This is a genomic window from Ignavibacteriota bacterium (genome assembly GCA_016716225.1).
In the GTDB taxonomy this organism is placed as follows: Bacteria; Bacteroidota; Ignavibacteria; order Ignavibacteriales; family Melioribacteraceae.
On the sequence record JADJWT010000001.1, the window covers coordinates 3,507,814 to 3,522,547 of the forward strand.

The 14,734-nt window shown below is 31.6% G+C and carries 14 protein-coding genes and 1 tRNA gene; all 15 read left to right on the top strand.

Annotated features, from left to right (window positions below):
• Positions 1 to 17: 17 nt before the first annotated feature.
• Positions 18 to 563: an HD domain-containing protein gene (locus IPM32_15255; GenBank protein MBK8946612.1), complete on the top strand. Its 546-nt coding sequence runs from the start codon at positions 18 to 20 to the stop codon at positions 561 to 563.
• Entirely contained in the window at positions 548 to 811 is a 264-nt protein-coding gene (locus tag IPM32_15260; protein ID MBK8946613.1) for a four helix bundle protein, read from the top strand. The genes IPM32_15255 and IPM32_15260 overlap by 16 nt, the downstream gene beginning before the upstream one ends.
• Positions 812 to 859: 48 nt before the next feature.
• On the top strand, positions 860 to 2,830 hold the full coding sequence (gene lysF, locus IPM32_15265; GenBank protein ID MBK8946614.1) for a homoaconitase: 1,971 nt from the start codon (positions 860 to 862) through the stop codon (positions 2,828 to 2,830).
• Between the two features lie 20 nt (positions 2,831 to 2,850).
• Positions 2,851 to 3,753, top strand: coding sequence for a metallophosphoesterase (locus IPM32_15270; protein ID MBK8946615.1), 903 nt, complete (start codon positions 2,851 to 2,853; stop codon positions 3,751 to 3,753).
• A gap of 289 nt (positions 3,754 to 4,042) precedes the next feature.
• Positions 4,043 to 5,476 carry an MmgE/PrpD family protein gene (locus IPM32_15275; GenBank protein MBK8946616.1) on the top strand — a complete coding sequence of 478 codons (1,434 nt, stop codon included), beginning with the start codon at positions 4,043 to 4,045 and terminating at the stop codon, positions 5,474 to 5,476.
• A gap of 134 nt (positions 5,477 to 5,610) precedes the next feature.
• Complete coding sequence (locus IPM32_15280; protein MBK8946617.1) at positions 5,611 to 5,997, top strand: four helix bundle protein; 387 nt, start codon at positions 5,611 to 5,613, stop codon at positions 5,995 to 5,997.
• 57 nt (positions 5,998 to 6,054) lie between these two features.
• Entirely contained in the window at positions 6,055 to 7,272 is a 1,218-nt protein-coding gene (locus IPM32_15285) for an HpcH/HpaI aldolase/citrate lyase family protein (protein ID MBK8946618.1), read from the top strand.
• Positions 7,259 to 8,812: a citrate lyase subunit alpha gene (gene citF / locus IPM32_15290; protein MBK8946619.1), complete on the top strand. Its 1,554-nt coding sequence runs from the start codon at positions 7,259 to 7,261 to the stop codon at positions 8,810 to 8,812. The genes IPM32_15285 and citF overlap by 14 nt, the downstream gene beginning before the upstream one ends.
• 15 nt (positions 8,813 to 8,827) lie before the next feature.
• Positions 8,828 to 9,133 carry a hypothetical protein gene (locus tag IPM32_15295; protein MBK8946620.1) on the top strand — a complete coding sequence of 102 codons (306 nt, stop codon included), beginning with the start codon at positions 8,828 to 8,830 and terminating at the stop codon, positions 9,131 to 9,133.
• A gap of 8 nt (positions 9,134 to 9,141) precedes the next feature.
• Complete coding sequence (locus tag IPM32_15300; GenBank protein ID MBK8946621.1) at positions 9,142 to 9,981, top strand: patatin-like phospholipase family protein; 840 nt, start codon at positions 9,142 to 9,144, stop codon at positions 9,979 to 9,981.
• Between the two features lie 247 nt (positions 9,982 to 10,228).
• Complete coding sequence (locus IPM32_15305; GenBank protein ID MBK8946622.1) at positions 10,229 to 11,422, top strand: efflux RND transporter periplasmic adaptor subunit; 1,194 nt, start codon at positions 10,229 to 10,231, stop codon at positions 11,420 to 11,422.
• A 15-nt stretch (positions 11,423 to 11,437) separates the two neighbouring features.
• Positions 11,438 to 12,124, top strand: a complete 687-nt coding sequence (locus IPM32_15310) for an ABC transporter ATP-binding protein (protein ID MBK8946623.1) — start codon at positions 11,438 to 11,440, stop codon at positions 12,122 to 12,124.
• 9 nt (positions 12,125 to 12,133) lie between these two features.
• A complete protein-coding gene (locus tag IPM32_15315; protein ID MBK8946624.1) occupies positions 12,134 to 13,291 on the top strand; it encodes an ABC transporter permease in 1,158 nt (385 codons plus the stop codon).
• Between the two features lie 60 nt (positions 13,292 to 13,351).
• The gene (locus IPM32_15320) at positions 13,352 to 14,521 is read left to right on the top strand and encodes an ABC transporter permease (protein MBK8946625.1); all 1,170 of its coding nucleotides are present in this window, start codon (positions 13,352 to 13,354) and stop codon (positions 14,519 to 14,521) included.
• A 97-nt stretch (positions 14,522 to 14,618) separates the two neighbouring features.
• Positions 14,619 to 14,710, top strand: a tRNA-Ser gene (locus IPM32_15325).
• The last annotated feature ends 24 nt before the right edge of the window (positions 14,711 to 14,734 follow it).

The following is a 14,734-nucleotide window of genomic DNA, read 5'->3' on the forward strand; positions in this document are numbered from 1 at the left end:
CTTTATTGGATAAAATTATGCGAGAAAAAATACAACAAATCTGGCCAGAAATTGAATTAATAAAAGATGAAGATATTAAAGAGAAAACATATAAATGTTGGGAATATGCAATTGAAAATTCCCCACTTGAGCCGGAAGATTTAGAAAAAATTCCGTTTAGTTTATTGATTGATAATTGTGACATTTCCTTTATGAACCACAAAAGAACCGCTGTTCATCTTTCAATTGATATTGCAAAAAGAATGGAACAAAATTTTAAAATGAAAATAAATTGGGATTATTTAATCTCTGGTGCAATTTTGATTGATGTCGGTAAACTTTTAGAATATGAAATTAAAGATGGAAAATTGGGAACGAGTCGTGATGGAAAATTATTGCGTCATCCATTTAGCGGAGTGTCTATAGCAGATAGATTCGGTTTACCTTTCGATATTCAGCATATAATTGCCTATCATTCAAAAGAAGGCGATTTGGGAAAACGAACTATCGAATCAATAATTGTTCATCATGCTGATTTTGTTAGCTTTGAGCCGTTTCAAGAAGTGAAATGTTTAAATGTATAGAAGTTGAAAAGTTAAAACGTGCAGCAATTTCAGTTTCATCATACATTGCAGAAGGTTATGCAAGAAAATCAAAAATTGAAACAAAGAGATTTTTAGATATTGCAAGATCATCTATAGTTGAAATAGATACTCAAATTACAATTTGTTTAACTTTAAATTACTTTTCAGAATCTGATATTACTGAATTATGCGATTTGATAAATCATAACTTTGCTCTAATTTCGAAATTAATTAGTTCCATTAAATAAATTTTACATTTTAACACCTCAACGTTTTAACGTCTAAACGGAGTAATCATGTCACAAAATCTTGTTGAAAAAATCGTACAAAAATTTGCAGTTGGATTAGAAGAAAATCAAATAGTTCAAAGCGGAGATATTCTATCAATAAAACCGGCTTATGTAATGACGCACGATAACACCGGAGCTGTTATTCCAAAATTTAAATCAATTGGTGCAACAAAATTAGCAAATCCCCGACAAGTAGTTCACACTCTTGATCATAATATTCAAGATAAATCTGAAGCAAATTTAGAGAAGTATAAAAAGATTGAAGATTTTTCAAAATCTGTCGGTGCAGATTTTTATCCCGCTGGAAGAGGAATTGGTCACCAAATTATGTGTGAAGAAGGTTATGCATGGCCCGGAACTGTTGTTGTTGCTTCGGATAGTCATTCAAATATGTATGGCGGACTTGGCGTTTTGGGAACTCCGGTTGTTCGTACAGATGCAGCCGGAATTTGGGCAACCGGAAAAACTTGGTGGGAAATTCCTCCAATTGCAAAAGTTGAATTGATTGGAAAACTATGTAAAGGTGTTGTTGGTAAAGATTTAATAATTGCACTATGCGGTTATTTCAATAATGATGAAATTTTAAATTTTATTATTGAATTTTCCGGTAATGGAATTAAAGATTTAAATATTGACCAGCGTTTAACAATTGCAAATATGACAACCGAATGGGGTGCACTTGGTGGAGTTTTCCCTATTGATGAAATTACAATTAAATGGCTTGAAGAAAGAACAGAGTTTATTAAAAATCGTGGATTATCTGGAGTGCCTTCTGATATTGATGAAAATGGTGAACATCCAAGATTGAATAAAAAAAGAATTGATGAATTGAAAAGTGAATTACCGTATTTGCAACCCGATCAAAATGCTTATTATGCAAAAGAATTAACTATAGATTTAAGCACAATTCAGCCAATGGTTTCCGGACCAAATTCTGTAAAAGTTATGAATTCAACAACTGAATTAAGCAAGAAGGAAATTAAAATTCATAAAGCATATTTAGTTTCTTGCGTAAATAGCAGATTAGATGATATTTCTGAAGCAGCAGAAATTTTACGAAATAAGAAAATCGCGGATGGAGTAAAATTCTATATTGCTGCAGCATCTAGTGAAGTTCAAGCAGAAAGTGAAAAACGCGGTGATTGGCAAGCTTTAATTGAAGCAGGAGCAATTTCACTTCCTCCTGGATGCGGACCTTGCATTGGACTTGGAACCGGTCTGTTTGAAGATGGCGAAGTTGGAATTTCTGCAACAAATAGAAATTTTAAAGGAAGAATGGGTTCGCCCAATGCCCAAGCTTATTTGGCTTCACCTGCAGTTGTAGCTTATTCCGCTTTAAATGGTAAAATTGATTTTGATTGGAATGAACTAAAAGAAATCAAAGCAGAAATTATAACAAACAAACCAAAAGTTCGCAAAGCTGTAAAAGTAAAAATTATTGATGGATTTACGGAAAAAATTAATGGCAATATAATTTTCTGTCATCAAGATAATTTGAATACAGATGGAATTTATCCCGGCAAATATACTTATGTAGATGATTTCAAACCGGAAGATCAAGCTAAAGTTGCAATGGAAAATTATGATCCCAAATTTCAACAAATTGCAAAAGTTGGTGATATACTTGTCGGCGGCTATAATTTTGGGACCGGAAGTTCGCGCGAACAAGCTGCAACAGCATTGAAATATAGAGGTATTAAATTAGTAATCGTCGGTTCTGCAAGTCAAACTTATAAACGAAATGCTCTCAATAATGGTTATTTGGTTATTGAAATTCCGGAATTAGTTGATGATCTCAAAAATAAATTTAGTAACAAAAACTTAACAGTAAATACTAATTCTATTGCATATCTTGATTTTGTAAATTCAGAATTAATTTTTGAAAATAAAAAATATAATTTTGCACCAATTGGAACTGCAGCCCAAGAATTAGTTGTAACCGGTGGATTGGAAAATTGGATTAAGAAAAATTTATAAAATTTTAATAGGAATTTGTTATGAAAAATATTTTAAGAAATTTTAAATCCTCATTAATCTTTTTGCAAATATTTGTTTTATCAATTTATGTAAATGCTCAAAATGAAGAATTTACTTTTGTTTTTGCAACAGATATTCACATTCAAAAAGAAAGAAATGCCGATAAAGGTTTTACAAAGGCAATTGAAGAAATAAATAAACTAAATCCAGATTTTGTAATAACCGGCGGCGACTTGGTTATGGATGCTCTTGGAGCAAATTTTAATCGAGCCGATAGCCAATATAATCTATACAACGAAACAATAAAATTATTAAATGCTCCTCTTTTCAACACAATTGGAAATCACGAAATTTTTGGTTGGTACAAAAAAAGTAATGTTGATAGATCTCATCCTGAATTCGGCAAAAAAATGTATCAAAACAGAATTGGTAAACTTTATTATTCTTTCATTCACAAAGGTGTAAAATTTATAATACTTGATTCAATTGAAGAAGTTGCTGAGGAAAATGGATATTATGGTTTTATAAATTCCGAACAAATTGAATGGCTAAAAAAAGAACTTTCAGAAACAGAAAAAACAATGCCGATTATCATTTCTACACATATTCCACTCTACACAATGTTTGCCCAAATGGCAAATGGATCAATGGCTGCAAGTGATCGCGGACTTGTAATTGAAAACTCGAAAGAAGTTTTGGAATTATTAAAAGAACATAATTTGAAATTAATTTTACAAGGTCATTTACATGTTTTTGAAGATTTAAATATAATGAACAGATTTAGCATCATTACTGGTGGAGCAGTTAGTGCAAGATGGTGGCAAGGACCAAATCAAGGAATGGAAGAAGGATTTTTAATCGTAAAAGTTAAAAAAGACAAAATTGAATCCGAATATTTTGATTACGGCTGGCAAGTAGAATAATTATAATTCCTTAAAAGTCCCCTCTTGAGAGGAGATTTAGGGCTGTGTAAAAATATAGAATTAACCTCTTATAACGTGAGTGTTAGGAAATATAAAACTGACGAAAATTTATTTGTTTTATTAGATAATTATTATGTAATTTTTCATCATATTTAACGCAAATTATTGATGTTAATTAAAATCGCAAAAAGCATATTTATTTATTTACCATATCTCAACATCCCAAAGTTGTACCAAACTTACTGGCGCAATAGTTAATTTTAAAATTTAATAATAAGGAATTCTTGTTATGGGAAAATCCATTTCTCGTATACTATCCGAATTTTCTATCGGATTGAAATATGAAGATTTACCGGAAAATGTTATACATGAAGTTAAAAGATATTTATATGATTCTATTGGATGTGCATTTGGTGCTAAAGAAACTAAAGACGTAAATATTATTCGTGATATATATAAAAATATTTCTGGAAAAGAAGAAGCAACCGTAATTGGTTTTGGCGATAAAATGCCAGCAGTTAATGCAACTTTAATAAATTCGTTAATGATAAGAGCTTTGGACTTCAATGACATTTATTGGAAAGATGATCCTTCGCATCCTTCTGATATAATTCCCGCAGCACTTTCCGTTGGAGAACTTGTAAATGCTTCAATGAAAGATGTAATTGTAGCAATTGTTTTAGCTTACGAAATTGAACAAAGACTATGCTTATTTGCAAAGCCCGGTGTGCGTGAAAGGAAATGGCATCATGCAACTTTAACACAATTTGTTTCTCCTATTGTAGCCGGAAAATTATTAGGATTAACAGTTGATGAAATGGTAAATGCAATTGGAATTAATGGTTCACATAATCATACTATCGGCTGCCCCACTGCCGGGAAATTAACAATGATGAAAAATACAGTTGATCCAATGGCTGTTCAATCCGGAGTTTTTGCAGCTTTAATGGCACAAAAAGGTTTCAGCGGAACTGAAAAAGTTTTCGAAGGAAAAGAAGGATTTATGGATGCATTTATAGGTTGGAATGCAAAAGATGAAAATCTAAATCCAACCGAAATGAAAGGACGCGATGGAATTTCTAAATGGAGTTGGGATGTTGATGCTTTAATTGGAAATTTGGGAAAAGATTTTAAAATTTTAGATTGCGGAATGAAGGCATTTCCAACCGAAGCTTTAACGCACACTCATATATCTTGCGCTATAAAAGTTATGACAGAAAATAATTTGAGCTATACAGATATTGATGAAGTTAGAGTTACGGCATTTGCTCAAGCTTATGATATACTTTTTGATCCGGCAAAATATAGACCGGAATCTCGAGAAACCGCAGATCATTCACTTCCCTATTGTTTAGCGGCTGCAATTGTTGATAAAAAAATCACGACAAATTCTTTCAGTGAAGAAAAATTAAAAGACTCTAGAATTTTTGAAGTAATTGATAAAATTAAAGGTGAACCTTCAATTGAATTTGAAAAAATGTTCCCTGCAAAACAGCCATCAAAAGTGGTGATAAAAACAAAAGACGGAAAAGAATATTCTGAATATTTGGAATATCCGAAAGGAAATCCAAAAGAACCAATGACGATGGAAGATTTAGAAAATAAATTTAGTGGATTAGCTTCACCTTGGTTAAATGAAGAAAAACAAAAAGAAATAAAAAGTGTAATTTTTAATTGTGAAAATTTATCTGCAAGAGAATTTATGGAGAAATTAATTGTGTAATTGTGAAATTGATGCATTGCTAAATTGCTTAATTGTTAAATGGCTAAATGGTTGTTTTAAATTTTCTTCCAATAAAATTTAATCTTTCAACAATTTAGTTATATGACAATTCAATAATAATTTAGAGATTTATAATGGAAAATGAACCAAAAAAATTCTTAAAATTAAATGATATCGAAGCATATAAAATTGCTTTCAATTTAAGTAACTATATTTGGGATATTGTAATTACTTGGGATATTTTTGCAAAGAAAACAATTGGAGAACAATATGTCGATGCAGTTGATTCTATCTCTGCAAATATTGCTGAAGGTTTTGGAAGATATTCAAAAAAGGATAAAATCAGATTTTATCGAATAAGTTTTGGTTCGGTCTTTGAATCATTGGACTGGAATCAAAAATCAATAGTGAGGAATTTATTAACTAAGGATCAATACAATTATATTTTCAATGAACTCCAAAAATTACCCAAATCAATAAATTCTTTAATTAGTTTTACGAATAATAAATTACAAATTTGATTCAAATTGCTTTTAACAATTAAGCAATTTATCAGTTTAACAATTCAAGAGAGTTTTATGCAAAAATCATTCGCCGGTCAACAAGGACCAAAAGTTAGATCTGATTGTTACATCGAAATTGAAGAAACAAATTCCGGTGGAATTAAAATTGATCTGAAAAGTAAAGTTGATGTAATGTACGGAAGCTCAATAAAATCAATGCTTTTGGAAATGTGCAAGTATTTCAAAATTAAAAATGCAAATATTTTGTGCGAAGATTCCGGAGCTTTGCCATTTACAATTTCTGCTCGATTTGAATCTGCAATTAAAAGATTACATCCGGAAATTACTGATGAATTTTTATTGCCAATGAATAAAAATAATTTGTATTCAACTTCTAAAGATAAATTACGAAGAAGCCGTTTGTATCTTCCCGGAAATGAACCAAAATTTTATCCCAATGCCGGACTTCATTCCCCGGATGGAATTATTCTTGATTTAGAAGATAGCGTTTCTCCAACCGAAAAAGATTCTGCACAATTAATAGTAAGAAATGCATTAAGAAATATAAATTTCTATGGTGCTGAAAGAATGGTGAGAATTAACCAATTACCAAAAGGTTTAGAGGACTTAAAATTTATAATTCCGCATAATGTAAATCTTATCTTAATTCCAAAATGTGAATCTAAAGATCAAGTTTTAGAAACTGAAGAAATTGTAAATGAAATAAAAAGTAAAAATAAAATTTCCAACGAAATATTTTTTATGCCGATTATAGAAAGTGCGCTTGGAGTTGAAAAAGCTTTCGAAATTGCTACAGCTTCAATTGACAATTGTGCTTTGGCTGTTGGACTTGAAGATTACACTGCCGATATTGGTACTCAACGTACAGCAGAAGGAACTGAAAGTTTTTATGCAAGAAGTCAAATTATTATTGCTGCAAAAGCTGCAAAGATTCAAGCAATTGATACAGTTTTCTCAGATATAAATGACATGGAAGGCTTGCGTAAAAGTGTTCTAGAAGCTAAACAATTGGGTTTTGAAGGAAAAGGTTGCATTCATCCCCGACAAATAAAAGTTATAAATGAAGCTTTTCTTCCAGAAATAAATGAAATTGAAAAAGCTAAAAAAATTGTTATAGCTTTCGATGAAGCAAAATCAAAAGGTTTAGGAGTTGTATCGTTAGGAAGTAAAATGATTGATGCGCCAATAGTTAAACGTGCAGAAAAAACAATCAAACTTGCGGTTGAAAATAATTTGTTAGATAAAAATTGGAAATCAAATGAAATTAGTTAAAAATTCCGCCGGAAGATTTGTTCCAACAAAAGTAAATAAACGTGATGAAATTCCATATAAAGGAATTGGCAAATTTAGACCAAAAGGAAACAAAGCAAAACCGCCAATTAGAACTTGTATTGATTATCCGGAAGATGGTAATAAATTAGTTTCAAGTTTAGAAGAAGCATTAAAAAAATCCGGATTGAAAGACGGAATGACTATTTCCACACATCATCACTTAAGAAATGGTGATGTTCTTACAAATCAGCTTTTTGATACAGTAAAAAAAATGGGAATCAAAAATATTCGATGGTTTCCGAGCGCTTCCTTTCCTTGCCACCAACATTTAATTCAATATTTGGAAGATGGAACAATTCATCACATTGAAGGAAGCATGAACGGACCTTTAGGAAAATTTACGACTGATGGAAAAATGAAAGGAATTGGAGTTCTACGTTCGCATGGCGGAAGATATCAATCTATTCAAGATGGTGAAGTACATAATGATATTGCAGTAATTGCCGCTCCAACTGCAGATCCTTTTGGAAACGCAACTGGAGATCAAGGAAAATCTGCATGCGGATTATTAGGTTTTGCACTTGGCGATTCGGAATATGCAGATCGTGTAATTGTTGTAACGGATAATCTCGTTCCCTTCCCTTGCATTCCTTGGCAGATTCAAGGAAATAATGTTGATTTTGTTGTGCAGACAGATTCGCTTGGAGATTCATCAAAAATTGTTTCCGGAACTACTGAAGTTACGAAAAGTCCCGATAGATTATTAATTGCAGAATATGTTGCTCAATTTTTTGAAGATGCCGGAATATTAAAAGATGGATTTTCATTTCAAGCCGGAGCCGGAGGAACAAATTTGGCTTTTGCACTTTTCCTCAAAGAAAAAATGAAAGCAAAAAATATTAAAGCAAGATTTATTCGTGGTGGTAGCACAAAATATTTAGTAGAAATGTTGGAAGAAGGATTAACAGATTATATTTTAGATGGACAAACTTTTGATTTGGAAGGTGTTCGATCAATGCATGAAAATGCAAATCATGTAAATACTTCTCCTTTCACAAGTTATAATTATCATGGTAAAGGAAATTTTGCATCAATTTTGGATGCTGTAGTTTTGGGCGCAACTGAAGTTGATCTAAATTTTAATGCAAATGTGGTTACACATTCCGATGGATATTTATTACACGGAATTGGCGGATGGCAAAATTGTTTATTCTCAAAATGTACAATTTTAGCAATTCCCTCTTTCAGAGATCGCATTCCCGTAATTGTTGATGAAGTTACAACTTTGTGCGGGCCCGGAGAATTAATAGATGTAATTGTAACCGAGCGAGGAATTGCAATTAATCCCAAAAGAAAAGATTTGATTGAAGCTGTAAAGAATACTAAATTACCTATCAAAACTATAAAAGAAATTTACAACGAAGTAAATGAAATTTGCGGCGGTGTTCCAGCAAAACCAAAGGTTAATAAGAAAAAAGTTGTTGCAGTTGTTAAATGGGTTGATGGAACTATTTTGGATTCTGTATTTCAAAAAGTTTAGGTAAGGAAATTTTGAATGGAAAATTTAATTAGAAAAACACGTAATCGCTCAATTACAGTTTTGATTATTGCATTTCTTGCGCTTACTTGGCAGTTTATAAATTATATGGTAGTAAAAAATTTAATTGCTGAATCGATCACTATTGATGAATTTGAAAAAGCAATGTTATATGCAAGTTATATGATTTTCATACTTTTAATCTTCGCTATAATTTTACTTGTTTATTCTGTTTTTCGCGTAAGTATAAAATATTTCTCTATTCAAAAAAAGGAAGCCACTAAAATTTCGCAAACCGATTTTGTTCAAACTCCTAAAAATTAATTTCTATAATGAAAAAAATTGGAATAACGTTTGGTTCCGGCGGAGCACGAGGTTTAGCACATATCTTAATGATTCAAGCATTTGAGGAATTGGGAATTAAACCCTCAATTATTTCTGGATCAAGTATTGGAGCAATTGTCGGAGCAGCTTATTCTTCTGGTTTAACTTCTCACGAAATGTACGATATTGTTTTTGATATTCTTCGTCACAAAAACAGCAGATTTTGGGAAATCCATAAAAAATCTGATATTACCAAAATGTTTAACCTGATTGATCCCGGCATTTCAATTGGCGGAATGTTAAAAGGCGATAAATTTGTTAATATAATTTCTAATGCAATAAAAATTAATAATTTCAAAGATTTAAAAATTCCGTTAAAAATTGTTGCGACTGATTACTGGGAAAAGAAACAAGTTATTTTACGAAGAGGTGAATTAATTCCCGCTGTGCGTGCAAGTTATTCATTACCCGGATTATTTGCTCCGGTTAATTTTGGTGAGAAATTATTAATTGATGGCGGAATGGTAAATCCGCTGCCATATGATTTAATAAAAGATAAATGCGATATAACAATCGCAATTGATGTTTCAGCAAATAAAATAAAAACCGGAAATTACTCCCCGCCCGCTTGGGAAATTCTTTTTTCAGCATTTCAGATTATGCAAAATTCAATTGTTACCGAAAAGTTAAAACAATCACAGCCGGATATTTTAATTAAAATAGATATTCAAAATGTACGTGTTCACGAATTTTACAAAGCCGAAAATATATTTCAGCAGGCAATTCCTTATAAAGATGAGTTGAAATTCAAAATTGAAAAGTTGCTAAATCAATCTAAAAATATTTAGCATAATAAAAACATTTCAATTATATTTTCAATCAAAAGTCGAAAATCCTTCACAAATATAAAATATCTAAGAAAGGAATTTACTCTTTGTAAAAATTCTTGTATTCACCGAGAAAAATTTATCATTTACCGAATACATCTGAAATAATTTAAGAGTTCACAATATTTTTACAATAACTTAATTTGAACCTTTGAAAAAAGTTTAAGAAGTTTCATAAACAATAATCTAGAATATTTTTGAGAAAATGATGGAAACACAAAAAGCTGATTTATCTTCATTGAGAATTGACAGAACAAAGAAAAATGTTAATCCAGAATTGAAAGGTAGAAACGTAAGATTTATAATTTACTCGATATTATTAATTGCAGTTATAACCGGAATTTACATTGGCTGGAAAAATTTAACTTCTCCGGAAGTTGAAGTAAAAGTTACAACCGCAGTTTTGCAATCCAATGCTCAAAGCAGTGCTGTGCTTACTGCAAGCGGTTATGTAGTTGCTCAACGTAAAGCTGCAATTGCATCGAAAGGAACCGGAAGATTAGTTTATTTGGGAGTTGTTGAAGGCGATCAAGTTAAAAGCAATCAAATTATTGCAAGATTAGAGGATAATGATATTAGAGCTCAATATGAACAAGCAAAAGCAAATTTAAAACTTAACGAAGCATCATTAAAGGAAGCTGAAAATAATTTTAATCGTGAAAAAAAATTAAACGAATCAAAATTATCAAGTGAAATGGCATTAGATTTAGCGGAATCAAATTACTATAAAGTTCTGGCATCTATAGATGTTGCAAAAGCTACATTGCTTGCAGCAGAAGTTGCAATGGAAAATACAATAATCCGCGCTCCATTTGATGGAACTGTTTTAAGTAAAAATGCAGATGTCGGAGAAATTGTTGCTCCTTTTGCTGCAAGTGTAAATTCAAAATCTGCTGTTGTAACAATTGCCGATATGACTTCGCTTCAAGTTGAAGCTGACGTTAGTGAATCTAATATTGAAAAAATTGAACCAAACCAAGAATGTCAAATTACAATTGATGCCTATCCAAATTTTAATTATGCTGGATTTGTTGCTAAAATTGTTCCCACAGCTGATAGAGGGAAAGCAACAGTTATGGTAAAAGTTGGGTTCAAAAATTATGATAAAAAAGTTTTACCGGAAATGAGTGCAAAAGTTTTATTCTTGCGTGAAGCAATGCAGAATGAAATTGTTGAAGAAAAACCAAGTTTGGTAATTCTTAAATCCGCGATGAAAATTGAGAATAATCAAAATGTAGTTTTCAAAATAAAAGATAATAAAGCATATAAGGTAATCGTTAATACTGGTAAAGATTTTAACGAATTTATAGAAATTTTAAGCGGTGTAGAAGTTGGTGAAGAAATCATTGATAATCTCAATGAAAATATTAAGGAAGGAATAAAAGTAAAAATTAATAAATAAGTTTGAGAGGAAATTATGTCAGATATTATTGAAGTAAAAAAATTATCTAAATCATATTGGAGGAACAGTTTAGAAATTCCTGTGTTAAATGAACTTTCCTTAAATGTTAAAGAAGGTGAATTTCTAGCACTTATGGGACCTTCCGGCTCGGGAAAAACAACTTTGTTAAATATTATCGCCGGAATTGATAGACCCACGAATGGGAACGTAACTGTTGCAAATACTGATATTGCAAAACTAAGTGAATCGGCTTTGGCAAAATGGCGATCTTCAAATGTTGGATTTATTTTTCAATTCTACAATTTAATACCCGTTTTAACAGCATTTGAAAATGTTGAACTTCCTTTGCTTCTCACAAAACTTTCCAAAGCAGAAAGAAAGAAACATGTGGAAACTGCTTTAACTATTGTGGGACTTGGCGATAGAATTCATCATTATCCCAAACAACTTTCCGGAGGTCAAGAACAGCGTGTTGCAATTGCCCGTGCAATAGTTACAGATCCTTCACTTCTAGTTGCGGATGAACCAACCGGCGATCTTGATAAAAATTCCGCAAATGAAATTTTAATTTTGATGGATCGATTAAACAAAGAGTTTAACAAAACAATTGTGATGGTAACACACGATCCGCACGCAGCAGAAAAAGCATCAAGATTACTGCATCTTGAAAAAGGTGAATTATCCTCAAACGGAAAAAATTAGTGAGGGATTATGAAAGTATTAAAATTAATTTTTAAAAATGCATTAAGACATAAATTGAGATCAATTCTTACAATTTCCGGAATTGCAATTGCAATTATTGCTTTCGGATTGTTACGAACTGTTGTTACAATTTGGGATTCAAGCGTTGATGCTGCAAGCGCAAACAGATTAATTACGCGACAAGCAATTTCTTTTATCTATCCTTTACCCAATGCACATAAGGATAAAATCTTATCTGTTCCGGGAGTTACAAATATTAGCGGAGCAAATTGGTTTGGCGGAGTTTACAAGAATAAAGATAATTTTTTTGCACGAATGGCTGTTGATGATAATTATTTTGAACTTTTCCCGGAATTTATAATTTCCAAGAATGAGCTGGATGAATATAAAAAAAATAGAAATTCTTGTATTATTGGCTCTCAAATTGCAAATCAATATAAGATAAAAGTTGGCGATCAAATGGTTTTAGATGGTGATATTTATCCCGGAAGATGGGAATTTGAAGTTAAAGGGATTTACAAACCACGAGATAAAAATACAGATGCAACGCAAATGTTATTTCACTCAACTTATTTAAATGAGCGAATGCTTGTTGAGAGCCCAACCAGAGCTAACGAAACCGGCTGGTATATTGTGCAAGTTGATGATCCAAAAAATTCTGCAAATATTTCTGCAAAAATTGATGCGCAGTTTAAAAATTCAATTGCCGAAACTAAAACAGAAACAGAAAAAGCTTTTACGCAAGGATTTGTTTCAGCATCCGGTGCAATTATTAGTGCGATGAATATTATGTCATTTGCAATTATCGGAATTATAATGTTAGTTCTTGCAAACACAATGATAATGGCGGCAAGAGAAAGAACTCGAGAATATGCAGTTCTAAAAACTCTGGGATTTTCTGCAAAGCATTTAGTTGGATTAATTCTTGGCGAATCTTTGCTCATTTCATTTATTGGCGGTGGAATTGGATTATTTCTAACCTTTCCGCTTGTTGCCGGATTTGAACAAGCAATGCCAAAGGGTTTTTTCCCATTTTTCTATATCGAACCAATTACAATAATTTTGGCAGTTATCGCAACATTATTAGTGGGAATTGTTTCAGCAATCTTCCCTATTCAAAAATCTTTAAGCACAAAAATTGTAGATGGATTTAGATATGTTGGATAAATTTTGTTTAACTCGAAAATTGAATTTTCACAAAATTCTGAAAAATTTTTAGGAGTAAAAATGGCCGTTCCATTTAAATATATGATAAAAAATTTCAAAACCAGAAAACTTACAACAATTATAACAATTACCGGTATTGCACTTGTTGTATTTGTGTTTGCCGCAGTTTTGATGATGGCATTTGGTGTTGAAAAAACTTTGGTTGCAACCGGTGAAAAAGATAATGTTAAAGTTCAAAGAAAATCTTCGCAAGGAGAAATTTCAAGCTTAATTGATGGAGACACACAAAATATAATTAAAGCACTTCCTCACATTGCAAAAAACGCTAATGGTAAACTTTTAATTTCTGAAGAGCCGGTTTTAATTATAAATTTAGAAATTAAAGATGGCGGTATGAGCAATATTACTTTGCGAGGTGTTTCTCAAGTAGTTAAAGATTTACGTCCTCAAGTAAAAATGATTGAGGGAAAAATGTTCAATCCCAATTTACGTGAACTAATTGTTGGGAAATCTATTTCAAATAAATTTGATGGAGCACAAATTGGCAGTGAACTAAAAATTGCCGGAGCAAATTGGAAAATTGTGGGAACTTTTGAAGCAAACGGTAGCGGATTTGAATCAGAACTCTGGGGTGATGCATCACAACTTTTAAATGCTTTTAATCGCGGAAATACTGTTTCTACAATTACATTAAAATTAGATAATGAAAATAACTTCGAAAAATTCAAACATTCATTTTTAACGGATAAAAGATTATTACAATTTGAAGTTATGTCCGAGCAAAGATTTTTCGAAATGCAATCAGAAATTTTAGCAACATTTATTAGAATTCTTGGAACATTCATTACAATAATTTTCAGCTTTGGAGCAATTATTGGAGCAGCAATTACAATGTATGCGGCAGTTTCAAATCGTACAATTGAGATTGGAACTATGCGCTCTTTGGGATTTAGCAGAAGAAGTATTTTAACGGTTTTCGTTACTGAATCATTATTGATAGCAATTATTAGTGCTGCAATTGGATTATTCTTTGCATCATTTTTACAGTTTTTAACAATCTCAACATTAAATTGGAATTCATTTGCAGATTTATCATTTTCATTTGCACTAAACCCGCAAATAATTATTTCGTGTTTTATTTTTGCAATTTCAATGGGATTTGTCGGCGGAATTTTCCCAGCGTTTAGAGCTGCCAGATTAAATATTGTAAGTGCTTTGAGAGGAAGTTGATAATAATTATTGTAAAGATTCTTAAATCTAATTTTGATTTTTGTTATTCAGATTTTATTCATATATTTTGACTTCAAAATTTGAAATTCAGCTAATTGGAGAGGTGGGTGAGTGGCTGAAACCAACGGTTTGCTAAACCGTCGTAGGGGTTAAACTCTACCGCGGGTTCGAATCCCGCCCTCTCCGCCATTTATCAATAAAAACAACAACTTA

What these genes read in the sequence shown, in the direction of transcription:
- IPM32_15320 (MBK8946625.1), top strand. Translation starts at nt 13,352, where the DNA reads ATGGCCGTTCCATTTAAATATATGATAAAAAATTTCAAAACCAGAAAA.
- IPM32_15275 (MBK8946616.1), top strand. Translation starts at nt 4,043, where the DNA reads ATGGGAAAATCCATTTCTCGTATACTATCCGAATTTTCTATCGGATTG.
- IPM32_15260 (MBK8946613.1), top strand. Translation starts at nt 548, where the DNA reads ATGTTTAAATGTATAGAAGTTGAAAAGTTAAAACGTGCAGCAATTTCA.
- IPM32_15255 (MBK8946612.1), top strand. Translation starts at nt 18, where the DNA reads ATGCGAGAAAAAATACAACAAATCTGGCCAGAAATTGAATTAATAAAA.
- IPM32_15285 (MBK8946618.1), top strand. Translation starts at nt 6,055, where the DNA reads ATGCAAAAATCATTCGCCGGTCAACAAGGACCAAAAGTTAGATCTGAT.
- IPM32_15310 (MBK8946623.1), top strand. Translation starts at nt 11,438, where the DNA reads ATGTCAGATATTATTGAAGTAAAAAAATTATCTAAATCATATTGGAGG.
- IPM32_15315 (MBK8946624.1), top strand. Translation starts at nt 12,134, where the DNA reads ATGAAAGTATTAAAATTAATTTTTAAAAATGCATTAAGACATAAATTG.
- lysF (MBK8946614.1), top strand. Translation starts at nt 860, where the DNA reads ATGTCACAAAATCTTGTTGAAAAAATCGTACAAAAATTTGCAGTTGGA.
- IPM32_15270 (MBK8946615.1), top strand. Translation starts at nt 2,851, where the DNA reads ATGAAAAATATTTTAAGAAATTTTAAATCCTCATTAATCTTTTTGCAA.
- citF (MBK8946619.1), top strand. Translation starts at nt 7,259, where the DNA reads ATGAAATTAGTTAAAAATTCCGCCGGAAGATTTGTTCCAACAAAAGTA.
- IPM32_15295 (MBK8946620.1), top strand. Translation starts at nt 8,828, where the DNA reads ATGGAAAATTTAATTAGAAAAACACGTAATCGCTCAATTACAGTTTTG.
- IPM32_15280 (MBK8946617.1), top strand. Translation starts at nt 5,611, where the DNA reads ATGGAAAATGAACCAAAAAAATTCTTAAAATTAAATGATATCGAAGCA.
- IPM32_15300 (MBK8946621.1), top strand. Translation starts at nt 9,142, where the DNA reads ATGAAAAAAATTGGAATAACGTTTGGTTCCGGCGGAGCACGAGGTTTA.
- IPM32_15305 (MBK8946622.1), top strand. Translation starts at nt 10,229, where the DNA reads ATGGAAACACAAAAAGCTGATTTATCTTCATTGAGAATTGACAGAACA.